Raw genomic sequence first — 22,308 nt, 5'->3', positions numbered from 1 at the left:
AAGGCGCATCGCCGCAGTGGCAGACCACGAAGACAGTACGTCAGTACGGCGAGACGATGCAACGCAGCCATGAGGTCGTGTCAGGTGCGCGTACGTTCAGCGCGCGTCTGGCAGGCGATGCAGAGGCGCGCTTCGGGACGGGCCAGCAGGCGCGAGGCGCCTATGGGCTGGCCGCAGACTTCGCACAGCCCGTAGCTGCCATCCTCGAACTTGGCCAGCGCATGGCGCAGGACCTGCAGCTCGGCCGCGTGGTGGCCGGCGGCCTCGCGGCTGAGGTCGTTCAGCAGGCGCACGGTGGCGCGGTCGAGCGGGGAAGATTCCACTTCGGAGACGGGCAGTTCGCCTTCGACGGCGGGCGCCGCCTCCATGCTTTCCAGCGCGCGCAGGCGCTGTTCCAGCATGGCTTTCAGGAGGGGCAACTGGTCCGGGTCCAGCGCCTGGGACTGGACGATGGGATTGACGCTCATTTGGATGGCCCCCCGATAACAAACTCGCGGAGACCAGTGTAGCGCAAACCCGCAGCGCTTTGATGCCTTTACGCCGGCGGCGCCGCGTGCACGGCCACCACGTCCAGTTGGGTCTTGAGCTGGTCCACCGCGGCCAGGATGGGGAAGACCTGGCCGGTGGCGGCAGCGGCGGCCAGGCCCAGCAGGCGCGCGACCAGGGTAATGCCGTCGCCGATGCGGGTGATCTTCCTGATCTTGTCGGCGGCATCCGCGGTGAGCGCCACCAGATGGGCCTGCGACTGGCCGAGGGGGGCGACGATGCAGGCCGCGGCGTCGGCATACAGGCGGTTGGCGCGCTGGCGCAGCTCGATCTCGGCGTCCAGCAGGGCGCGCGCCACGGATTGCTCCGCTTCCGGCACCTCGCCATGGTGCTGCTCCTGGTTGCGCCGGATGTCGCGCATGACCCGTTCGTGGATGCTGTCGGCGCAGGCGGACAGGCGATCGGCCAGTTCTTCGACCTGCTTCGCGGTGGAGAGGGCCTGGGCCGGGGTCTGCGGTTCCGGCTTGCCGGGCGCCGCCGGCAGGGTAGCGGGTTTGTCGTTAGCCATGTGGTTTCCTCGGATTTATTCGGAGATGGCGTCGCGCAAGGCGCGCAGGTCGCGGCCATAGGCGGCGATCATCTTGCGCGTCTCGTCGGCGCGCAGGTCGTGCAGGTGTTCGCGCAGTTTCTGGTGCGCGAGCGCGACCTTGGTCAGTCCCTGCAGCGCCAGGTCGTAGCGCTTGTCGATCAGCTTGTATTCGGTCGACTTGTTCAGGTAATGGACCTTCGCCAGGGTCACCAGCATGCGGTCCGAGTTCCTGGTCGAGAAGGGAATTTCGACGTCGAAGATGCCGAGGATGGTCTTTTTCTCGTTTTCGTTGGTCTTGGCGTACAGGCGGGTCAGGTTGATCATCGCCTCCAGCAGCACCTGCACGTCGGCGTCGCCGTCGCGCACCATGGTCTCGACGCTGCGGTTCTGGTAGCCGGAGGCGATCACCCGGGTCAGCAAGCGCGTCAGGCCGGTATAGGCGATGATGTGGCGCTGCTGCAGGCCGGATTCGCTGTTCGCCTTCAGGCCATTGCCCAGATCGTCGAGCTGGGTCGACAGGTCGTAGCGGGCTTCGCCGGCCAGCAGGCTGAGGGTCTGCATGTAGAGCACCAGGCTCTTCTGGATGGCGATGAAGTCCTCGTAGACGGCCTTGCGGCGCGTATCGTTTTCCCTGGCGATGCGGTCGGCGGCCGGCGACAGATAGGGCTGCTCGCGCTCGTAGGTGTCGCGGTAGCGTTTCGACAGCTCGGCATAACCCCCAAGGCGGGCCGAGGCGTCGGCGAATTCCCGTACTTCCGCGAGGCTGACCGGTCCGCCGGTGCTGGCGCAGCCGCCCAGCAGCAGGCTGGCGACGAGGACAAGCAGCCAAGGGCGCCAAAACAGTTTGATGTTCATGGGTCCTTTCTAGGCGGCAAAAGGCCGAGCCCGAAAAGTCCATTCTTTCAAAGTTGCCTGCTGGCTACCTTGCCTCGTATCAAGTCAAACTGTGAAAGCCAGGCCAGGCCTTCGACGGTGTCGCCCTGGGGGATGTATTCGCAGCCGACCCAGCCCTCATAGCCGAGCTCGTCCAGCAGCTTCAGCAGGAAGGGGAAATTGATTTCGCCGGTGCCGGGCTCGTGGCGGCCGGGCACGTCGGCCAACTGGACGTGGCGGATGATGGGCAGGCGCTCGCGCAGGGTGTGGGCAAGGTCGCCTTCCATGCGCTGCATGTGATAGAAGTCGTACTGCAGGAACAGGTTGTCCGCGCCGCATTCGGCGATGATCTCCGCGGCCTGGCGGCTGCGCGTCAGGAAATAGCCGGGAATGTCGCGGTCGTTGATCGGCTCGATCAGGACTTCGATACCGTGCCGGGCGCAAGCCTCGGCGGCGAAGCGCAGGTTGCTGACGAAGGTGGCGTGCGCGCGCTCGGGTTCGACCTTGGGCGGCAGCTTGCCGGCCATGCAGTGCAGGCGCGGCACCCCGAGTTCGGTGGCGTAGTCGATGGCCAGTTCCACGCTGTTCTGGAATTCGGCGATGCGGCGCGGATCGCAGGCGAAGCCGCGTTCGCCCGCGGCCCAGTCGCCGGGTGGGAAATTGTGCAGCACCAGCTGCAGGCCGTAGCGCCGCAAGCGGCCGGCGATCTGTTCCGGCTCGAAGGCATAGGGAAACAGGAACTCGACCGCGTCGAAGCCGGCCGCACGGGCCGCGGCGAAGCGTTCGAGAAAGCCGCGTTCATTGAACATCAGGCTCAGGTTGGCAGCAAATTTTGGCATGCCATAGTGTAGCCGAAATGGCAATGCGACGTGGGCGGCCACGGCGCGATTGCCTGTCGGATGCCGGCTTGTCAGCGTGTCGGCGTGGGCGTAGCCGTGTCGGATTTCTCCGGGATGACGTCGGCCAGGCGTGCCATCGGCGTGAGCAGCCAGGCCGCCAGCGCCGCCATGCTCAGGCCCAGCCCCGCGCCGATGAACAGGGTCGCCAGGCCGACGAAGCTGGCCAGCCAGCCGGCCAGCGCCGCCGTCAGCGGCGCCAGACCCATGAAGACGAACATGAAAATGCTCATCATGCGGCCCAGCATATTCGGTGCCACTCGCTGCTGGATCCAGGTGAACACGGCCACCTGGATATAGCCGCCGAGGACGCCGATCGTGCCCAGGACCAGCATCCCCTGCCAGCTGCTGGTGATCAGGCCCAGCGGCAGGAGCAGGACGCCGGCCAGGCCGTCCACCACCAGCAGGGTCAGGCCGAGATTGCCCAGGCGGCGGCTCTTGAGAATGCCGGACAGGGCCATGCCGGCCAGCGCCCCGGCGCCATGCGCGCCCATCAGCAGGCCGAGGGCGGCGGCGCCGTGCAGGCGCTCGCTGGCCAGCAGCGGCATGCCCACCTGCATGACGCCGCCCGTGATGCAGGCGCACAGGCCCCAGTACAGGAAGGCGGTGCGCAGGGTGAGGTCGCGCCACAGCGCGCCGAGGGCGGCGCCGACCGAACGCAGCACCGATGGCGCCGGCGCGGCCTGGCCCTGGTCGGCGGCCGGTCCGGGAATCAGGGGCCTGACCTTGGCCAGGGTCCAGGCGGACAGCGCGAAGCTGAAGGCGTCGAAGGCGAAGGCCAGGCCCAGGCCCAGCGCGTGGCCGTCCTGCATGCCGCTGCTGCCGTCGCCGGCCAGCGCGAACAGCAGGCCCGCCAGCAGCGGCCCGGCCAGCATGGTCACCTGGCGCACCGCCATCATCATCGCATTCGCTCCCTGCAACTGCTGGGGCTTGACCGCATGCGGCAGCATCGAGGTGCCGGCCGGGATGCTGAAGGCCGAAGCCAGGCTGAGAATCACGGCCAGCAGCGTCACCAGCGGCAAGGTCGCACGGCCGCTCAGCACCAGCGCGGCCAGCAGGCCCAGCAGCACGGTGTTGACGTGCTTGGTGAGCATCAGCACGCGCTTGGGCGAATGGCGGTCGACCAGGGCGCCGCCGAACAGGATCAGCACCGCGCGCGGCACGCCCAGCAGGGCGACCATCGCGCCGAGCGCCAGCGGATCGCGGGTCAGCTGCAGGACCAGCCAGGGCAGGGCGATCATGGTGAACTGGTCGCCGAGGGCGGAAATCACGCCGCCGCTCATCAGCCAGGCGAAATTGGGATCGCGGAGCAGGTTTTTATTATTCATGTCTCTTCAGGATGTCGTTTATTGTCCGGTACCTGCCAACTGGGCCAGCAGGTTCGAAGTCGCTTCCAGCTGGGCCCGCGAAGGGGCGCCCAGCATCGCGCGGCTGACGTTGTCGACCACGGTCGTCGCGTTCGTGACCAGCTCGCTGCCGGTGGCGGTGATGATGGCGTAGCCGACGCGGGCGTCGCGCGGATCGCTCTGGCGGTCGACCAGGCCGATCTTTTCCAGTGGCAACAGCGAACGGGTAACGCCGGAGGCGGTCAGGCCCATTTTCTCGGCCAGGTCGACCCGGCGCAGGCGGCCGCCGGGCGCGCGTTGCAGCTGCAGCAGCATTTGGTAGTCGGCAAAGCTGATGCCGTGATGGCTGCCGAGCGCGCTGTCCAGGCGGCGCGAGAGCGTGGCCCAGGCGCGGCCCATGCGCAGGCAGAATTCGGTGGTGAGGGTGTCTTCCACGAGGGTCTCCTGATAATTGAAGAGTACTTGATTGATCAAGTATATCCCTGTTTTTCGACACTTGGCAAGTACTTGAGTTATCAAGTATTTCCGACACGACAAAAATCAAACCGGGGTCAGAGCCCGGATTTTAGAAACAGCCAACAGGACATTTCCAAAAATCGGGCTCTGACCCCGGTTTGATGGGGCGCAAAAAAACCGCGCTACCCGTTTGCAGGTAGCGCGGCTTTATTCAGTGCGCGTGAATCAGCGATCAGCGATCAGCGATCGCCGCCGCTGCGTGCGCCTGCGGGACGCGGGCCGCGGCCCTGGCCGCTACGGCCGCCGCCACCGTTGCCGCCGCCGTTGCCACGGCCGCCGGCGTTGGCGCCGTTACGGTTGCCTGGCTGGCCGCCGCCGCCGTTACGCGCTCCGCCGCCTGCCGGGGCGCTGCTGCGCTGGCCGTTCGGGGCAGGGGTGGCGCCCGCCACGCGCGGCTTGCCGCCGCCAGGACGACCGCCGCCCGGACGGCCGCCACGGTTGCCGTGGCCCGGCGCGCCGCTGCGCAGCTGGATCGGCTGGGCCTTGGCGTTCAGGTCGGGCTCGAAGCCCGGGATCACTTCACGCGACAAGGTCTGCTTGATCAGCTTTTCGATGTCTTTCAACATCTGGTGCTCGTCGACGCAGACCAGCGACACAGCGCGGCCGGTGGCGCCGGCGCGGCCAGTGCGGCCGATACGGTGCACATAGTCTTCCGGCACGTTCGGCAGGTCGTAGTTGACGACCTGTGGCAGCTGGTCGATGTCGATGCCGCGCGCCGCGATGTCGGTGGCGATCAGGGCGGTCAGGCTGCCGTCCTTGAACTCGGCCAGCGCCTTGGTGCGCGCCGACTGGCTCTTGTTGCCGTGGATCGCCATCGCGCCGATGCCGTCCTTGCCCAGCTGTTCGACCAGCTTGTTGGCGCCGTGCTTGGTGCGGGTGAACACCAGCACCTGCTTCCAGTCGTTGGTCTTGATCAGGTGGGCCAGCATCGGGTGCTTCTTGTCGCGGTCGACCGGGTGGATCATCTGCTCGATGACGTCGACGGTCGAGTTGCGGCGCGCCACTTCGATCAGTGCCGGGTTGTTCAGCAGCTTGTCGGCCAGGGCCTTGATCTCGTCCGAGAAGGTGGCCGAGAACAGCAGGTTCTGGCGCTTCGGCGGCAGCACCGCCAGCACCTTCTTGATGTCGTGGATGAAGCCCATGTCCAGCATGCGGTCGGCTTCGTCCAGCACCAGGATCTCGATCTTGTCGAGCTTGATGGTGCCCTGGCCGACGTGGTCGAGCAGGCGGCCCGGGGTGGCGACCAGGATGTCGACGCCGTTGGCCAGCATCTTGATCTGCGGGTGGATGCCGACGCCGCCGAAGATCACGGCCGAGTTCAGGTTGGTGTACTTGGCGTAGGTGCGGATGTTTTCCTCGACCTGGGCCGCGAGTTCGCGGGTCGGGGCCAGCACCAGGGCGCGGATCGCGCGCTTCGAGGATTTATTGGTCAGCGCCATGCCGGCCTTGTCGGTCGACAGGCGGTGCAGCATGGGCAGGGTAAAACCGGCGGTCTTGCCGGTGCCGGTCTGGGCGCCGGCCAGCAGGTCGCCGCCGCCGAGCACGGCGGGGATGGCCTGTGCCTGGATCGGAGTCGGCGAGGTGTAGCCCGCTTCAGTTACGGCACGGACGAGGGCGTCGGTCAGACCGAGAGTATTGAATGACATAGATTTTCTGTAGGGATCGGCGCGTCGCTTTCGCTTCGAAGGCGCCAGTCAGGCCGATCGGATTACACAAGGCAGGGCGGCCGGTACTGGTGCCGGTACGCCGTGTCGCAGCCATCAACACAAATGTCAAGGACCGCTCGAATTATAATTCAAAATGTTTCGCTAGGGAAATTTTAGCGCAGCCGTCGGGCTGATGAGGCAGGGAGACGCGGCGCAGTGCAACGGTGCAGGGCGCCGGAAGCAGACAGGTATTTTACGCGAAAGCGATCAAGTCCGCTGCACGCGGGCCAATATCGTTTCGGAGGGGGCGGCAAACCGTCGCGCGCATCGCAGGCCGGAACCGCAACGCGCAGCAGGTTTGCCGACCCTCTATCACGCAAACGGCTTGAGCACTTGGACCATGCCCGCGAAGACCTTCGGGCCGGCGGCAATGATGTCGCCCTTGTTCAGGTACTCGGATTCGCCGCTGAATTCGCCGACGATGCCGCCCGCTTCGGTCACCAGCAGGGAGCCTGCGGCGATGTCCCAGATCTTCAGGCCCTTTTCGTAGTAACCGTCGACGCGGCCGGCGGCCACGTTGGCCAGTTCCAGCGCCGCCGAACCGCTCGAGCGCACGCCGTGGCAGCGCGCCGCCACGACTTCATACATGCGCAGGTATTCGGCCAGCGCGCGCGGGTCGGCGCCATGGCCGGAACCGATCAGGGCCTTGTTGATGCGGTCGGGATTGCGCACGCGGATGCGCTTTTCGTTCAGGTAGGCGCCGGCGCCCTTGGTGGCGGTGAACAGGTCGTTGCGGACCGGATCGTAGACCACGGCCTGGGTGATCACGCCGCGCTGCTGCAGCGCGATCGAGACGCAGTAGTTCGGGTAGCCGTGCATGAAGTTGGTGGTGCCGTCGATCGGATCGATGATCCAGACGTATTCGCTATCGTCGTTCAGGTTGGCGGTCGGGCCGGACTCTTCGCCCAGGATGGCGTGGTCGGGGTAGGCCTTCAGCAGGGTCTCGACGATCGCCTGCTCCGATGCCTGGTCGATGTCGGTGACGAAATCGTTGTGGTTTTTTTCGCTGATGGTGATGCGGTCGAGATCGAACGAAGCGCGGTTGATGACCGTGGCGGCGCGGCGGGCGGCCTTGATGGCCGTATTGAGCATTGGGTGCATAAGAGCTTCCTGAAGAATGCTGACGCCCACTGCCGCAGTGGAATGCCTGCGAGCCGTGAACGATCAAATAGCGATGAGAATGACAAAGAGCAAAGCGGTGCCGAAACCGTTAAAATCGCCGCCGGATACTTGATCCAGGCCGCATTTCAACCGCTCGTCACCGCGCGATGGCGCTATTTTACAATGAACCCGACCGAAACTGACATCTCTCTTTTCAAACGCCTACGCTTTGTGCTAGTGGAAACCAGCCGCGCGGGCAATGTCGGCTCGGTCGCGCGCGCCATGAAGACCATGGGCTTTTCCGAGCTGGTGCTGGTGGCGCCGCGCTGCGCAAATCCGCTGAGCGATCCAGAAGCGGTGGCTTTCGCCAGCGGCGCGATCGACGTCCTGGAGGGCGCGCGCATCGTCGGCAGCGTCGCCGAGGCGCTGGAAGGCTGCAATTTCGCCGCCGCCGTGTCGGCCCGCCTGCGCGAATTTTCGCCGCCGGTCTGGAGCCCGCGCGAATTTTCCGCGCACGTGGCCCCGGCGGCGGAGCTGCGCCCGGCGCTCATCCTCGGCAACGAGCGCGCCGGCCTGCCGAACGACATCGTCGCCGGCTGCAACGTGCTGATCAACATCCCGGCCAACCCGGCCTATTCCTCGCTCAACCTGTCGCAGGCGGCCCAGGTGCTGGCCTACGAATGCCGCCTGGCGGCGGAAGGGGAGAACCGGACCCAGGCCGGCGTCGGCTTCCAGGGCGAAGCGGCCAGCATGGCCCAGATCGAAGGCATGTACGCCCACCTGGAAGAAGCCCTGGTCGCGATCGGCTTTTTGAATGCCGACAACCCCAAGAAATTGATGCCGCGCCTGAAACGCCTGTTCGCCCGCACCCAGCTCGAAACCGAAGAAGTCAACATCCTCCGCGGCATCGCCCGCCACATGCAAAAACACCGCGAATGAATTCGTGAATTCGGGGTCAGACCCCTTTTTTTGGTAATGGTGCCTAGGAACGGATTGCACAGAAACTTTGCCTTTCCGTGCCATGGGGCACACGATATTCGGTCCCTGGGCTGCCGTTAGTGGTCTGACCCCGAATGTGGGCGGCTAGACGAAGGGCTCTAGTTTTCGGTGTTTTCCACACGAATCTTTCGCTTACACTAGGCAAAAAAGCAAGTTAAAGGTTCGACATGGAGACTAGCCGCAGATCCTTCCTCAAGGCCGGCGCCCTGGCTGCGCTCGTGCTTGCCGCCGGCGGCGGCATTTACCGCTATGCCAATCCGCCGCCGCCCAAGGGCTTCGTGCTCGACGGCGAGGCGCGCGCCGCCATGCAGGCGATCGTGCCGGCGATTTTGGCCGGGGTGCTGCCGACGGAAGCGAGCGCACGCAAGCAGGCCATCGCGGCGACCGCCGAGCGCCTGAACCAGACCATCCTCGGCCTCCCGCTGGCCACCCAGCAGGAGGTGCAGGACCTGTTCGGCCTCCTGGCACTGGGACCGGCGCGGCGCCTGCTGACCGGTATCCCGCACGGCTGGAGCGAGGCCACCGGCGCCGAGGTGGCAAACTGGCTGCAGGACTGGCGCACCCACCGCCTGGCGCTGCTGCGCACGGCCTACCAGGCGCTGCACGACCTGGTGCTGGGCAGCTGGTACAGCGATCCCGCCAACTGGGCGGCGATCGGCTATCCTGGTCCGTTGAAGGAGCTGGCATGAGCAACCCGAACATCATCCCCGATCCGATCGAGGCCGGCCTGGCGCGCGGCTGGAAGGTCGTCGACGGCGCCCGCCTGGATGCCGACCGCAGTCTCGACGCCGACGTCGTCATCGTCGGCAGCGGCGCCGGCGGCGGCGTGACGGCCGAGATTCTCGCGCTCAGCGGCCTGTCCGTCATCATCGTGGAAGAGGGCGCGCTGCAGTCCTCGCGCGACTTCCGCATGCGCGAAGCCGAGGCCTATCCCACGCTCTACCAGGAATCGGCCGCGCGCAAGACCAAGGACAAGGCGATCAACATCCTGCAGGGCCGCACGGTGGGCGGCTCGACCACGGTCAACTGGACCTCGAGCTTCCGCACCCCGCCCGACACGCTCAGGTTCTGGCAGCAGCGCTACGGCCTGACCAGCTACAGCGAACAGGAACTCAAGCCCTGGTTCGAACTGATGGAAGCCCGCCTGCACGTCGGCGACTGGCAGGCGCCGCCCAACGAAAACAACGACCTGCTGCGGCGCGGCGCGGAAAAGCTGGGCATCCCGACCGGTTTCATCCGACGCAACGTCAACGGCTGCTGGAACCTCGGCTATTGCGGCATGGGCTGCCCGACCAATGCCAAGCAGTCGATGCTGGTCTCGACGATACCGTCGGCCCTCGACCATGGCGCCACCCTGGTCACGCGCGCCCGCGCCGAGCGCTTCCTGATCCAGGGCGAGAAGATCGAGGCCCTCGAATGCAGTGCGATCGACGCCGCCGGCATCCACGCGACCGGCCGCCGGCTGCGCCTGCGCGCCAGGCACTATGTGCTGGCCGGCGGCGCCATCAATTCGCCGGCGCTGCTGCTGCGCTCGAAGGCGCCCGATCCGAACCGGCTGCTGGGCAAGCGCACCTTCCTGCACCCGACCCTGATCTCGGCCGGGCTGTTCACGCAGCGCGTCGACGGCTATGCCGGCGCACCGCAGACCGTCTACTCGGACCACTTCCTGCACACCCAGGCGATCGACGGCCCGATCGGCTACAAGCTGGAAGCGCCGCCGCTGCATCCGGTGCTGCTGTCGACCACCATGACCGGCTTCGGCGTCCAGCACGCGGAGATGATGCGCCAGTTCCCGCACCTGCAGGGCACGCTGGCGCTGCTGCGCGACGGTTTTCATCCCGATTCGCAGGGCGGCGCGGTGGAACTGAAGAATGGCGCGCCGCTGCTCGATTACCCGCTGAACGAGCCGCTCTGGGATGGCGCCCGCCGCGCGCTGCTGACCATGTCCGAGATCCAGTTCGCGGCCGGCGCCGGCGGCGTGCAGGTGGCGCACGAAAGCGCGCCGCGCTATCTGTCGTGGAAAGAGGCGCAGCAGGGCATCGCCGCGCTGCCGTACAAGCCGCACCTGGCCAGGGTGGCTTCGGCCCACGTGATGGGCGGCTGCATGATGGCCGGCGATCCGCGCGCCGGCGTCACCGGCCCGGACGGGCGCTACCACGGCCTGGCGAATCTCTCGGTGCACGACGGTTCGCTGTTCCCGACCTCGATCGGCGCCAATCCGCAGCTGTCGATCTACGGCATCACGGCGCGCCTGGCCAGCCAGCTGGCGCAGACGCTCACCGGCCATCCGGCGGCGCGTCCGGCAGCGGCGCCTGCGCCGGCCGCGTCCGGCGCAGGCGCCGGACCGATCCCGATCAAAGCCGCGTGAAGCCATGAAAAGCGCCCGCCAGCTGTCGCGCACCCTGCTGCTGGTGCAGCTGGGCGCGGCGACCCTGATCGCCTGGGCGGCAATGGCGCGCTTCGGGATGGCCGGCTGGCAGGCGGCGCTGACCGGCGCCGCCAGCGTGGTGCTGGTGCGCCTGCTCATCAACATGAACAACTTCGCGATGGCGGCGCGCTTCGCCAGCGCCACGCCGCCCGGTTTCCACCTCGGCTTCATGGGCCGACTGCGCCTGCTCGCCGAAGAATTCAGGGCCAGCATGCTGGTCACCTCCTGGCAGCTGCCGCGCGCCGGCGCCGCCACCCGCATCTATCCGGATAGCCGCCACCCACCTGTACTTCTGATCCACGGCTACGGCTGCAACAGCGGCTACTGGGCGCACCTGACGCCCTTGCTGGACGCCGCCCGCATCAGCCATGCGAGCGTCGACCTGGAGCCGGTGGCCGGCGACATCGACGGCTACGTGCCGCTGGTCGAACGCGCGGTGCACGCGCTTCAGGCAGCGACAGGCGCCAGACAAATCGCGATCGTCGCCCACAGCATGGGCGGCCTGGTCGCCCGCGCCTGGATGCGCGCGCATGGCACGGCCGCGGTGGCGCGCGTGATCACCCTCGGTTCGCCGCACCACGGCACCGCGCTGGCGCGCTTCGGCCTGGGACGGAACGCCCTGCAGATGCGCGACGACAGCGCCTGGCTGCGCGCGCTGGCGGACGGCGAGGATGCCGCCACACGGGCTCTCGTCAGCTCGCTCTACACCCATCACGACAACATCGTCTCGCCGCGGGAATCGAGCCGCCTGGAAGGGGCGCGCAACCTGGAATTCGGCGGCGTCGGCCACGTCGCCCTCGGCAGCAATCCGCGCGTTCTGGCCGCCGTCATGCGGGAGCTTGCCGCACTGGTTTCCTGAGCCCCGCGGTGTTAGAGTAAATACAAAAGACAGTAAATACAAAAACACCCACGGAGAGACAGCCATGCCCGCGCGCATACTCATCGTCGAAGACGACCCTTCCACTCGCGAGCTGATGGCCTTGTTGCTGCGGGAAGCCGGGCACGAAGTCAGCGATGCCGCCGACGGCGCGGCCGGCCTGCAGCTGGCCCTGGCCACCCGCCCGGACCTGCTGATCTGCGACCTGCGCCTGCCTTCGCTGGACGGCTGGTCGGTGGCGCGCACGCTCAAGGCGGATGCCGGCTGCGCGCACATCCCGCTGCTGGCCGTGAGCGCCCTGGTCCAGGACGGCGACCGCGAGCGGGTCAGGCAGGCCGGCTTCGACGGCTACCTGTGCAAGCCGATCGAACCGGCCAGCTTCGTCGCCGAGGTCGAGGCCTTCCTGCCGGCCGCACCCGCCGAAGCGGCGGCGCCGGCGCTGCCGACCCTGCTGGTGGTCGACGACGACGCCTTCATGCGCGAGGTGCTGGTCGACGCCCTCGAGAGCGAACCCTGGCGCATCCTCAGCGCCGGCTCGGCCGAGGAGGCGCTGGCGCTGCTGGCGCGCCATCCGATCCAGGTGGTGCTGTCCGACCAGAGCATGCCCGGCATGCAGGGCAGCGAACTGATGGCCCGCGTCAGCCGCGACTATCCGCATACCGTGCGCCTGATTTTGTCGGGGCTGTCCGGGCCCTCCGAACTCGAAGCGATCGAACGCGCCTGCGCCGCCGGCCAGGCCGACCGCCACCTGGTCAAGCCCTGGGCCGCCGGCGCCCTGCGCGACGACCTGCGCGCCGCCTTCCAGCTGCAGCGCACGCGCGCCGCCAGGCATTGAGGCAAAGGCGCGCCGCCGATGTGGCCGCGGCCGACCGTCGGTGTTATCCTTGCGGGTGAGTTCAACCATGCCGTCTTCCATGCAACAGAAAGCTCCCCGCCGGACCCGCGAACGAATTCTCGAATTGTCGCTCAGGCTGTTCAACGAATTCGGCGAGCCGAACATCACGACCACCGTGATCGCCGAAGAGATGAACATCTCTCCGGGGAATCTGTATTACCACTTCCGAAACAAGGACGACATCGTCAATTCGATCTTCGCCCAGTTCGAGGCCGAGATCGGGCGCATGCTGACCGTGCCGGCCGGGCGCCGCTCGAACCTGGAAGACGTCTGGCTCTACCTGCGCATGATGTTCGAACTGATCTGGCGCTACCGCTTCTTCTACCGCGACCTGAACGACCTCCTGTCGCGCAACCGCAAGCTGGAACTGCACTTCAAGGCCATCCTGGCGCACAAGATCAAGGTCGCGCGCCAGCTGTGCGAGGACCTGCGCAGCGAAGGCTCGCTGGAAGCGGGCGAGGCCCAGATCGGCGCCATGGCGACCAACATGGTGGTGGTGGCGACCTACTGGCTGTCCTACGAATACGTCCGCAATCCGCGCAAGTACAGCGAGCAGCAGGCAATCGCCGACGCCCTCGCGCGCGGCTGCTACCAGGTGCTGTCGATGGTCGGCCCCTACCTGCGCGGCGAGACCCGCGAGCTGTTCCAGCGCCTCTCGGAAGACTATCTGAAGCAGCTGCCGCTGGAAGGGAAAGCATGAAAGCCATCGCCGTCTATTGCGGCGCCTCGCCGGGCCTCGACCCTGTGTACGCGGAAGCCGCGCGCGGCCTGGCGCGGGTGCTGGTCGAGCGTAACATCGGCCTGGTCTACGGCGGCGGCAAGGTCGGCCTGATGGGCGTGATCGCCGACGAGGTCCTGCGCCTCGGCGGCGAAGCCACCGGGGTGATCCCGCGCGCGCTGCTCGAGCGCGAAGTCGGCCACACCGGCCTGACGCGGCAGTTCGTCGTGAAGGACATGCACGAGCGGAAGGCGATGATGTCGAACCTGGCGGACGGCTTCATCGCCATGCCGGGCGGGATGGGCACGCTGGAAGAGCTGTTCGAGATGGTCACCTGGGCCCAGCTGGGCATCCACGCCAAGCCGATCGGCCTGCTGAACGCGCAGGGTTTCTATGACGGCCTGGCCGGCTTCGTGAACCACATGGTGGAGCAGGGCTTCGTGCGGCCGGCGCATGCCGGCCTGATGATGCTGGAGGCGGATCCGGATGCGCTGGTGGCGAAGCTGCAAGCCGCCGCGCCGCCGCGTATCGAACCTTTGGCGTAGGGTGGGCACTCCGTGCCCACCCTACGCTACGACCACCCGGTCCCGCCCTGAAGACTTGGCCTGATACAGCGCCTTGTCGGCGCGGTTGACGGTATCCGCCAGCGCCTCCGCGCCGCGGCGCGCCGTCAGGCCGGCCGAGAAGCTGATGCCGCGTTCCTCCGTCACCCCGTCCACCAGCAGCCTGCCGACGCGCGCGCTGATGCGCTCGACCACCGACTTCGCCGCCGCTTCGCCGGTATCCGGCAGCAGCAGCAGGAATTCCTCGCCGCCCCAGCGCGCCAGCACGTCGTTCGCGCGCAGCTCGGTGCGCGCGGCGGCGGCAAAGCCGCGCAGCACTTCGTCGCCGGCGGCGTGGCCGTGGCGGTCGTTGATCTGCTTGAAGAAATCGATGTCGAGCAGGGCGATGCAGCTTGCCCGGTCCGGCGCCCCGGCGCCGTGGACATGGCGGCGCTCTTCCTGCGCCAGCACCTCGTTCATGTGGCGCCGGTTGGCCAGCGCGGTCAGTTCGTCGATGGTGGCCAGGGTGCGGATCGTCTCGACCGCCTTCATCAGCTCTTCCTTCTGGGCTTTCAGGCGGGCGCGCAGCTTGGTCATCTCGCCGGTCAGCAGGGTCACGGTCAGCGAGCAGGCCGCCATGATCGCGAAGGTGACCGCTTCCACTGCGGGCGGGTAATGAACCGGATCGCGGGCCTGGTGCCACCACATGGTCAGGCCCATGCAGGCCAGGCCGGCCGCCGCCAGGACCAGGGTCTGGCGCGGCCGCAGCGCGAAGGTGCAGAACACCACCACCACCATCAGGCCCATCAGGGTGGCGCCGCGCAGCGGCCCGGCGATCGAATAGGCATACATGTTGCAGCTGATGCCGAACACGCCCTGCAGCGCCGCCAGCACGGTCGGCGTCAGGCCGAGGCGGCTGCCGAAACGCACCAGCAGATAGGTGGCGGCCATGCCGCACGCGCCATAGACGGCCAGGCCGAGCACCGCCTGGCGCTCGATCAGGTGCCGGTTGCCCACGTTCAGCAGCATGACGATGAAGGCGGAGTAGAGGGTCGCGGTCGCGCCCCAGTAGGACAGCATCCGGCGCAGCTTGGGGTCGGCGCCGAACAGGAGCCGGGACAGTCCCGCCGGACTCATGCGGGCTCCGCCGGCTGCAACTGCGCCCGCAGCATCGCGGTGATCGCGTCGGCCGGCACCGGCGGCGAGAACAGATAGCCCTGCATCTCGTCGCACTCGTTGGCGGCCAGGAATTCGCGCTGCTCCTCGGTCTCCACGCCTTCCGCGATCACGCGCAGGTGCAGGCGATGGCCAAGCGAGATCACGGCCAGCGCGATCGCCTGGTCGTCGGCGCTGGTGGCCAGGTCGCGGACAAAGGACTTGTCGATCTTGAGGGTGCTGATCGGGAAGGACTTCAGCGCCGACAGGCTCGAATAGCCGGTGCCGAAGTCGTCGATCGACAGCGAGACGCCCATGTCCTTCAGTTCGCGCATGCGGCCGATGGCCTGGTGCAGGTCGCGCATCAGCAGCGATTCCGTCACTTCCAGCTCCAGCGCGCCCGGGGCCAGGCCGGTGTCGCGCAGGGCCACGGCGATGCGCTCGACCAGGTGCTTTTCTTCGAACTGGCGCGCCGACACGTTCACCGACACCGTCAGCGGATCCAGCCCGGCATCGACCCAGAGCCGGGCCTGGCGGCAGGCCGTGCGCAGCACCCATTCGCCGATCGCCACGATCAGGCCGGACTCCTCGGCCAGGCCGATGAAGCGCGGCGGCGGCACCATGCCGTGTTCCGGATGGCGCCAGCGGATCAGGGCTTCGACGCCAAAGATGCGGCCGGTGCGCAGGTCCACCTTGGGCTGGTACATCAGGAAGAAATGGCCGGCCTGGCCCGCCGCCGGGGCGCCCGACTGGGTGGCGTCGAAGGCCTTGCGCATCCCTTCCAGCAGCATCAGCTTTTCCTCCACGCTCGCGTTCATTTCACGCGTATAGAACTGGAAGTTGTTGCTGCCCAGGTCTTTGGCGCGGTACATCGCCGCATCCGCGTTCATCATCAGGGTCTTCGGGTCCTCGCCGTCGCGCGGGTACATGACCACGCCCATGCTGCAGCTGACCTGCACCGCCTGGTCGCCGATCAGCACCGGCTCGGTCACCGCCTGGCGGATCTTTTCCAGCACCGGCGTCAACGCCAGCGCCTCGCCGGACACGTCCGGCAGCAGGATCACGAATTCGTCGCCGCCCAGGCGGCCGAGGGTGTCGTTGCGGCGCAGGCAGGCGCCCATGCGGCGGCCGACCACTTTCAGCAGCTCGTCGCCGGCACTGTGGCCGAGGCCATCGTTGACCAGCTTGAAGCCGTCCAGGTCGACGAAGGCCAGCGCCAGGTGCTTGCCGTTGCGCTGGGCGTTCAGCACCGCCTGGTCGAGGCGGTCGCGGATCAGGCTGCGGTTCGGCAGGCCGGTCAGCTCGTCGTGGTGGGCCAGGTGGCGGATCCGTTCCTCGGCCAGCTTGCGCTCGGTGATGTCGCGCACGGTGGCGACCGCGCCGCCTTCGACCGGCACGATCTGGCGCTGCAGCCAGCGGCCGACGGCCGGCGAGGTGGCGGCCTGCCATTCGCTCTCGACAGCCTTGCCATCGGTGACCACGGCCACCAGTTCCTCGAACATGCCGTTCACGCGGTAGAAGGGGAGCAGCTCGTTCATCAGGCGGCCGCGCAGCTGTTCCTTGGGGATGCCGGTGACCTGCTCGGCGCGCGAATTGGTTTCCTCGACCAGGAAGTCGACCACCTTGCCGTCTTCATCGAGCACGCTGCGCAGCACGAAGAAGGCGTCCAGGCTGGCCTCCGAGGCGGCGGCATAGGTTTCCTGGGCGCGGCGCTCGCGACGCCTGGCCTTGGACAGCTGCCAGGCCCAGGCGCTGATCATGCCGACCACGGCCAGCAGCAGGGCGCTGGCGGCGACCGCCGCGACGAGGTAGTTGGCGCGGCGATCGCGATACTGCGCCATCTCCTCGCTCTCGGCCAGGCCGGTCACGGCCGCCAGCGGGAAGCCATGCAGGCGGCGCACGCTGGCAAAGCGCCGCACGCCGTCCGGCGCGGTGGGGTAGGGATCGATGGCGTCGTCGTGCATGCGCTCCAGCGCGACCCGCTGGCCCCAGCTCACCTTGTCGCCGACGCGCAGCGCGCGGGCCACGCCGTCGTTGCCGATCAGGCCGATGAGGCCGCGCTCGCCGGCGCGCGAGCGCTCGTAGGCGCTGGTGAAATAGGCCGGGTCGACTTCGACGATGGCGACGCCGGCGAAGCCGCCGGCGGCGTCGTCGATGCGGCGCGTGAAATGCAGGTGGTGTTCGGGTTTGATGCGGTCGGCGATGGTCTCGCTGACGAAGGGCGCGCCGGTCGCGCCGTCGCGGTGCACCGTGAAATAGCGTTCGGCGCCCACGTCGTGCGGCGCCGAGCCCGGGTTGCTGGCCACGATATGGCCGTCGCGGTCGGCAATGGCGGCCACGAACACCAGCGCCGGCGGCAGCAGGCCCTGGCCGCGCAGCTTGTCGAGCGCCACATCCGGACCGTGCTGCTCAACCGCGTACTTGAGCACCTTCAGGGTCTGGTCGATGGCGGTCAGGCTGCGCACCACCTGCGCTTCGTAGGTGTCGACCTGCTTGCGGGCCTCGTCGCGCGCGGCGGCGATGGCGCCCTCCCGTTCGACGGCGATGAAGTGGAAGGTGGCGATCCAGATCGCGACCAGCGGCAGCAGCGCGAACAGCGGCAGCACGATATGGGTTTCGAGCGCGCGGCCCAGTCGGCGGGAAAAGCGCCTGGTGTTGACGGTTCGATTCATCGTCGCACCATCGGCACCGGGCGCACGCTCGGGTCCGGCGCGGCGCGGCCGGTATGGCCGATCAACGCCGGATCCTCGGCCATGCGCCGCCGTCCTGCGCGCCCGCGGCGGCGCCGGGCAGCATGCCGGGCGCGCACAGGGGAAGGAAGGGAAAACGGCCAGGCGGGTGTGGCGGCATCATGGGGGCAGGCAAAGGGCTGAACGTGGACGCAGGAAGCGCGAGATTGACTTTATACGGAGGAATACCGAAAGTCGATAGATAAGTTCTCATGCTGGCGAATGGAAGGCAATATTCGTTGTGCATTGGCAACGTGGCGCAAGGGAGGGGCTCGTGGCCTATAATGCAAGCATGCATACCCCGACACGGCATCGCTTCATGCGCGCACGCATTGCCTGGATCGCCTGCCTGGCCATCCTGTTCAATGCGTTCGCGCCGCTGGTGTCGCATGCCATGGCGGCTCCCGCCACCGCCGCCATGACGGTGGAGGTCTGCACGGCGATGGGCATGACCACCATGCCGCTGGTCCTGGCCCAGGACGATGCCGATTCTTCAGGCGCCGGCAAGCTGCACAAGGCCATGAACCACTGCGGCTATTGCGTGTCCCACGCGGCCAGCCACGGCCTGCCGCCGCCTGCCGCCATCGCCTTCGCCGCCCCCGCCGGCCGCGATGTCTATCCGCCCCTGTACTACCACGCCCCGCGCCCGCTGTTCCCGTGGTCGCTGGCGCAATCGCGCGCGCCGCCTCCCGCCTGATCGCGGCCCTGCGCCGCTCCGCATCGCAGCGCACCGTCACGCCAACCGTCCGCATCCGGATGGGTCTCGACGCTTGCCGATTGCCCCATCGGGCGACTGAACCAGGAACAAGAATGAAACATGCAAGTAGAACGACGGCGGCCTTGTGCACGCTGACGGCGCTGGCCGCCGCCATGTCCAGCGCCTGGGCCCAGGAAGGGCCGCGCCAGGAACGCGAGATGGGCACCGTGATCGTCACCGGCAACCGGCCCACCTCGCTGCCGACCCGGATCCCGACCACCATCGAAACCGTCACCGGCGAGGAGATCGCCCGCGGCATCAACGCCAGCGACGCCGAGGACGCGCTCAAATACCTGCCCAGCCTGCTGGTGAGGAAGCGCTACATCGGCGACTACAACCACGCGGTGCTGTCCACCCGCGCTTCCGGCACCGGCAACAGCGCGCGCTCGGCGGTGTACGCGGACGGCATCCTGCTGTCCAACTACCTCGGCAACGGCGCCAGCTTCGCGCCGCGCTGGGGCATGGTCAGCCCGGAAGAAATCGAGCGCGTCGACGTGCTGTACGGGCCCTTCTCGGCGGCCTATGGCGGCAACTCGGTGGGCGCGGTGGTCGACTACGTGACCCGCATGCCTTCGCGCTTCGAGGCCCACGCGAAGCTGGCGGCATCGTACCAGCCCTTCAAGCTGTACGGCACCGACGATACCTACCACGGCCGCCAGGGCAGCATTTCGCTCGGCAACCGCGCCGGCGCCTGGTCCTGGTACCTGGACCTGAGCCGCCTGGAAAGCGAGGGTCAGCCGCTGACCTTCCCGACCCGCTACCCGGCCGCGGCGGCATCCACGGCCGGCGCGGCGGTGACGGGCGCCGTGCCCGGCCAGGACCGCACGGGGCGCGACTGGCTGATCCTCGGCGCCGCGACCCAGTACCACACCACCCAGGAACACCTGAAGGCCAAGCTGGCCTACGACTTTTCTCCCAGCCTGCGCGCGACTTATGTGTTCGGCCTGTGGGACAACGATGCGCAGGGACGTCCTCAAAGCTATCTGCGCGACGGCGCCGGCCAGCCGGTCTACAGCGGCGCCGTGAACATCGCCGGCCGCGCCTACACGCTGGCGCCCACGGACTTCAACCAGTCCAACGAAAGCCTGCGCCACCTGATGCACGGGCTGACCCTGAAGAGCAACACCCACGGCGTCTTCGACTGGGAGCTGGCCGCCAGCCTGTACAACTATGACCGCGACCAGCTGCGCGCGCCCACCGTCGCGCTGCCGGCGGCCGCCAGCGGCGGGGCGGGGCGCATCGTCGACCAGGGCGGCACCGGCTGGCATACCTTCGCGGCCAAGGGCGTGTGGCGCCCGGCGCCCGCGCATGTGGCGGAATTCGGCTGGCAGCGCGAAGCCTACAGGCTGCGCAGCATCGAGAACGCGACGGCGGACTGGCTCGCCGGCAGTCCGGGCGCCCGCAACCAGGCTTTCAGCGGCCGCACCGGCATCGACGCCCTGTATGCCCAGGACAGCTGGAAGTTCGCGCCACGCTGGAAGACGGTGCTGGGCCTGCGTTTCGAGCACTGGGAGGCGCGCGAGGGCCGGACCTCGAACGCCGGCGCCACCGTCGTCCATGGCAACCGCAGCGAAAATTACCTGTCGCCGAAGGCCGCGCTGGCGTTCCAGCTGACCGACGACTGGCTGCTGAAAGCCTCGCTGGGACGCGCGGTGCGCATGCCGACGGTGTCCGAGCTGTACCAGGGCGGCATCAACGCGGCCGGCGCCCTGATCAACAACGATCCAAACCTGAAGCCGGAAAAATCCTGGACCGGTGAACTGACGGCCGAGCGCAAACTGGAGACCGGCCAGCTGCGCCTGACCGCCTTCGGCGAGCGCACCCGCGACGCCCTGTACTCGCAGACCAATGTGCTGGTCACGCCGAATGTCACCAACGTCCAGAACGTCGACCGCATCGATACCAAGGGCCTCGAAGCCGCCTGGGGCGCCGGCGACATCGCGATCCGCGGCCTGGACCTGAACGCCAGCCTGACCTGGACCGATTCGAAGATAGACCGCAACGACAAGTTCCCGGCCAGCGTCGGCAAGTGGCAGCCGCGCATTCCCGAATGGCGCGCGGCGGCCCAGGCGACCTGGCGCGCCAATGACCGGCTGGCGGCGACGCTGGCGGCGCGCTACAGCGGCCGCCAGTACTCGACCCTGGACAATTCGGACCCGAACGGCTTCGCCTACCAGGGCGCCAGCAAGTACTTCAGCGCCGACCTGCGCATGGTCTACCGGATCGACCGGCATTGGGCGGCCGCTGTCGGCATCGACAACCTGAACAATGACAAGTACTGGAACTTCCATCCTTATCCCCAGCGCACCTGGGTGGCGGAGCTGAAATGGGACCTGTGACGATCGCCGCGCGGCGCCGCAGCCTGTTCTGGCGCATCCACTTCTGGGCGGCGCTGATCGCCTCGCCGTTCGCGTTCATCGCGGTGTCGACCGGGATGCTCTACATCTTCACGCCGCAGATCGAAGCCGCCCTGTACGGCCAGCTGGAACGGGTCGCGCCGCAAGAGGCGCGCCTGCCGCTCGACGCCGCCGTCGAGGCCGCGCGCAAGGCGGCGCCGGCCGGCTTCGAGGTGCTGGCGGTGACGCCGCCGGCGCGCGCCGGGGACGCGGTCCGGGTCGGCTTCGGCCCGCCAAGACCTGGCGCCGGTGCGCATGCCGGGCATGGCGAAGCGGCGGCCGCAACGGCGGCGCCCGCAGCGCGGCCGGGGCAGGGCGGCGAACGCATCACGGTGTTCGTCGACCCCTACCGCGGGCAGGTGCTGGGCAGCCAGCGCGACCAGGACCGCTTCAGCGAATGGGCGCGGCGCCTGCATTCGCGCCTGCTGCAGGGCGAGTCGCTGCGCTGGATGATCGAGCTGGCGGCCAGCTGGATGCTGGTGATGCTGCTGACCGGTCTCTATTTGTGGTGGCCCCGGCCCGGCCAGCCGGCGCTGCCGCGCTCCGGCGCGCGCGGGAGGGCGGGCTGGAAGCAGTGGCATGCTTTCATCGGCGTGCTGCTGGGCGTGCTGAGCCTCGCCATGGTCCTGACCGGGATCACCTGGAGCAAATACGCGGGCGAGAACGTGCGCGCGCTGCGCGACTGGTCCGGCCAGGCCTCGCCGCAGGCGCCGGCGCGCCTGCATTCGATGCCGCAGGGGCAGCAACTGAGCTACCAGCAGGCCTGGGACCGTACCCGCGCGCTGGTGCCGGACGCGCCGCCGCAACTGACGCCGCCGCGCGGGCCGCACGGGGTGTGGCGCGCCGGCTCGGCCGACCGCCGCCATCCAGCAAGCCGCTTCGACCTGGTGCTGAACGCCTACGACGGCCAGGTGCTGTACCGGGCCGGCTGGGACGATCAGACGGCCTTCGGCAAGGCCACCGCGGTCGGCATTCCCTTCCACCGCGGCGAGCTGGGTGTCTGGAACCAGCTGCTGCTGTTCGTGTTCGCGGCCGGGGTGCTGTTCTCGCTGGTGTCGGGCTGGGTGATGTTCTTCCAGCGCCGCCGCGCCGGCGCGCTCGGGCTGCCGAAGCTGCTGCCCGGCGCCTGGCGCGCGGCGCCGCCGGTGGGCGTGGTGATTGGCATCGGCATGTGCGCGCTGATGCCTTTGCTGGCCTGGAGCGCGGCCGCCGTGATCGCGATCGAAGCGGCGCTGCACTGGCGGCAGCGGCGCGCCTGAAAACCAAGAGCGTCTTACGAGCCACAGGGCAAGGCGCGTC

General features: G+C 68.1%; 20 protein-coding genes. 10 read left to right on the top strand and 10 right to left on the bottom strand.

The window, feature by feature from the left end; all coding sequences use genetic code 11:
- Positions 1-80: 80 nt before the first annotated feature.
- From ACFPO9_RS18160 to ACFPO9_RS18125, 8 genes are all read right to left on the bottom strand, one after another.
- The gene (locus ACFPO9_RS18160) at positions 81-467 is read right to left on the bottom strand and encodes a TraR/DksA family transcriptional regulator (RefSeq protein ID WP_379773045.1); all 387 of its coding nucleotides are present in this window, start codon (positions 465-467) and stop codon (positions 81-83) included.
- Between the two features lie 68 nt (positions 468-535).
- Positions 536-1,054: a hypothetical protein gene (locus ACFPO9_RS18155; RefSeq protein ID WP_379773043.1), complete on the bottom strand. Its 519-nt coding sequence runs from the start codon at positions 1,052-1,054 to the stop codon at positions 536-538.
- A 15-nt stretch (positions 1,055-1,069) separates the two neighbouring features.
- Complete coding sequence (locus tag ACFPO9_RS18150; protein WP_379773041.1) at positions 1,070-1,930, bottom strand: hypothetical protein; 861 nt, start codon at positions 1,928-1,930, stop codon at positions 1,070-1,072.
- 47 nt (positions 1,931-1,977) lie between these two features.
- Positions 1,978-2,787: a 2-oxo-tetronate isomerase gene (gene otnI, locus ACFPO9_RS18145; protein WP_379773038.1), complete on the bottom strand. Its 810-nt coding sequence runs from the start codon at positions 2,785-2,787 to the stop codon at positions 1,978-1,980.
- Positions 2,788-2,858: 71 nt separating this feature from the next.
- Positions 2,859-4,172 (bottom strand): MFS transporter, encoded by a 1,314-nt coding sequence (locus tag ACFPO9_RS18140; RefSeq protein WP_379773035.1) that lies wholly within the window; start codon positions 4,170-4,172, stop codon positions 2,859-2,861.
- Between the two features lie 18 nt (positions 4,173-4,190).
- Positions 4,191-4,625, bottom strand: coding sequence for a MarR family winged helix-turn-helix transcriptional regulator (locus ACFPO9_RS18135; RefSeq protein ID WP_379773033.1), 435 nt, complete (start codon positions 4,623-4,625; stop codon positions 4,191-4,193).
- A 260-nt stretch (positions 4,626-4,885) separates the two neighbouring features.
- Positions 4,886-6,352, bottom strand: coding sequence for a DEAD/DEAH box helicase (locus ACFPO9_RS18130; protein ID WP_379773031.1), 1,467 nt, complete (start codon positions 6,350-6,352; stop codon positions 4,886-4,888).
- Positions 6,353-6,724: 372 nt separating this feature from the next.
- Positions 6,725-7,504, bottom strand: coding sequence for an inositol monophosphatase family protein (locus ACFPO9_RS18125; protein ID WP_379773692.1), 780 nt, complete (start codon positions 7,502-7,504; stop codon positions 6,725-6,727).
- A 192-nt stretch (positions 7,505-7,696) separates the two neighbouring features.
- Here ACFPO9_RS18125 and ACFPO9_RS18120 point away from each other — a divergent pair, with 192 nt between their 5' ends.
- The 7 genes from ACFPO9_RS18120 to ACFPO9_RS18090 all read left to right on the top strand — a co-directional run bounded on the left by ACFPO9_RS18120 (position 7,697) and on the right by ACFPO9_RS18090 (position 13,975).
- On the top strand, positions 7,697-8,452 hold the full coding sequence (locus ACFPO9_RS18120) for an RNA methyltransferase (protein WP_379773029.1): 756 nt from the start codon (positions 7,697-7,699) through the stop codon (positions 8,450-8,452).
- A 227-nt stretch (positions 8,453-8,679) separates the two neighbouring features.
- A complete protein-coding gene (locus ACFPO9_RS18115) occupies positions 8,680-9,201 on the top strand; it encodes a twin-arginine translocation signal domain-containing protein (RefSeq protein WP_379773026.1) in 522 nt (173 codons plus the stop codon).
- Positions 9,198-10,880, top strand: coding sequence for a GMC family oxidoreductase (locus ACFPO9_RS18110; RefSeq protein ID WP_379773024.1), 1,683 nt, complete (start codon positions 9,198-9,200; stop codon positions 10,878-10,880). Before ACFPO9_RS18115 ends, ACFPO9_RS18110 begins: the two co-directional genes overlap by 4 nt.
- A 4-nt stretch (positions 10,881-10,884) precedes the next feature.
- Positions 10,885-11,799 (top strand): esterase/lipase family protein, encoded by a 915-nt coding sequence (locus tag ACFPO9_RS18105; RefSeq protein ID WP_379773021.1) that lies wholly within the window; start codon positions 10,885-10,887, stop codon positions 11,797-11,799.
- Positions 11,800-11,863: 64 nt separating this feature from the next.
- Complete coding sequence (locus ACFPO9_RS18100; protein ID WP_379773019.1) at positions 11,864-12,652, top strand: response regulator; 789 nt, start codon at positions 11,864-11,866, stop codon at positions 12,650-12,652.
- Between the two features lie 79 nt (positions 12,653-12,731).
- Complete coding sequence (locus ACFPO9_RS18095; RefSeq protein ID WP_379773017.1) at positions 12,732-13,412, top strand: TetR/AcrR family transcriptional regulator; 681 nt, start codon at positions 12,732-12,734, stop codon at positions 13,410-13,412.
- Complete coding sequence (locus tag ACFPO9_RS18090; protein ID WP_379773015.1) at positions 13,409-13,975, top strand: LOG family protein; 567 nt, start codon at positions 13,409-13,411, stop codon at positions 13,973-13,975. The genes ACFPO9_RS18095 and ACFPO9_RS18090 overlap by 4 nt, the downstream gene beginning before the upstream one ends.
- 21 nt (positions 13,976-13,996) lie before the next feature.
- Here the strand turns inward: ACFPO9_RS18090 and ACFPO9_RS18085 are convergent, their stop codons facing one another.
- Both ACFPO9_RS18085 and ACFPO9_RS18080 read right to left on the bottom strand, forming a co-directional pair.
- The gene (locus ACFPO9_RS18085) at positions 13,997-15,109 is read right to left on the bottom strand and encodes a diguanylate cyclase (protein ID WP_379773012.1); all 1,113 of its coding nucleotides are present in this window, start codon (positions 15,107-15,109) and stop codon (positions 13,997-13,999) included.
- Positions 15,106-17,799, bottom strand: a complete 2,694-nt coding sequence (locus tag ACFPO9_RS18080; protein WP_379773009.1) for a bifunctional diguanylate cyclase/phosphodiesterase — start codon at positions 17,797-17,799, stop codon at positions 15,106-15,108. Before ACFPO9_RS18080 ends, ACFPO9_RS18085 begins: the two co-directional genes overlap by 4 nt.
- Before the next feature lie 376 nt (positions 17,800-18,175).
- Between ACFPO9_RS18080 and ACFPO9_RS18075 the strand changes: the two genes are divergently transcribed.
- The 3 genes from ACFPO9_RS18075 (at position 18,176) to ACFPO9_RS18065 (ending at position 22,268) form a co-directional block, all read left to right on the top strand.
- Positions 18,176-18,553 carry a DUF2946 domain-containing protein gene (locus ACFPO9_RS18075; RefSeq protein ID WP_379773006.1) on the top strand — a complete coding sequence of 126 codons (378 nt, stop codon included), beginning with the start codon at positions 18,176-18,178 and terminating at the stop codon, positions 18,551-18,553.
- A 113-nt stretch (positions 18,554-18,666) separates the two neighbouring features.
- Positions 18,667-20,952, top strand: coding sequence for a TonB-dependent receptor (locus tag ACFPO9_RS18070; RefSeq protein WP_379773003.1), 2,286 nt, complete (start codon positions 18,667-18,669; stop codon positions 20,950-20,952).
- The gene (locus ACFPO9_RS18065) at positions 20,940-22,268 is read left to right on the top strand and encodes a PepSY-associated TM helix domain-containing protein (RefSeq protein ID WP_379773002.1); all 1,329 of its coding nucleotides are present in this window, start codon (positions 20,940-20,942) and stop codon (positions 22,266-22,268) included. Before ACFPO9_RS18070 ends, ACFPO9_RS18065 begins: the two co-directional genes overlap by 13 nt.
- Positions 22,269-22,308 lie beyond the last annotated feature (40 nt).

It is taken from the genome of Massilia aerilata (genome assembly GCF_042656905.1).
GTDB lineage: Bacteria > Pseudomonadota > Gammaproteobacteria > Burkholderiales > Burkholderiaceae_D > Telluria > Telluria aerilata.
This window is presented reverse-complemented; position numbering and strand designations above follow the sequence as displayed.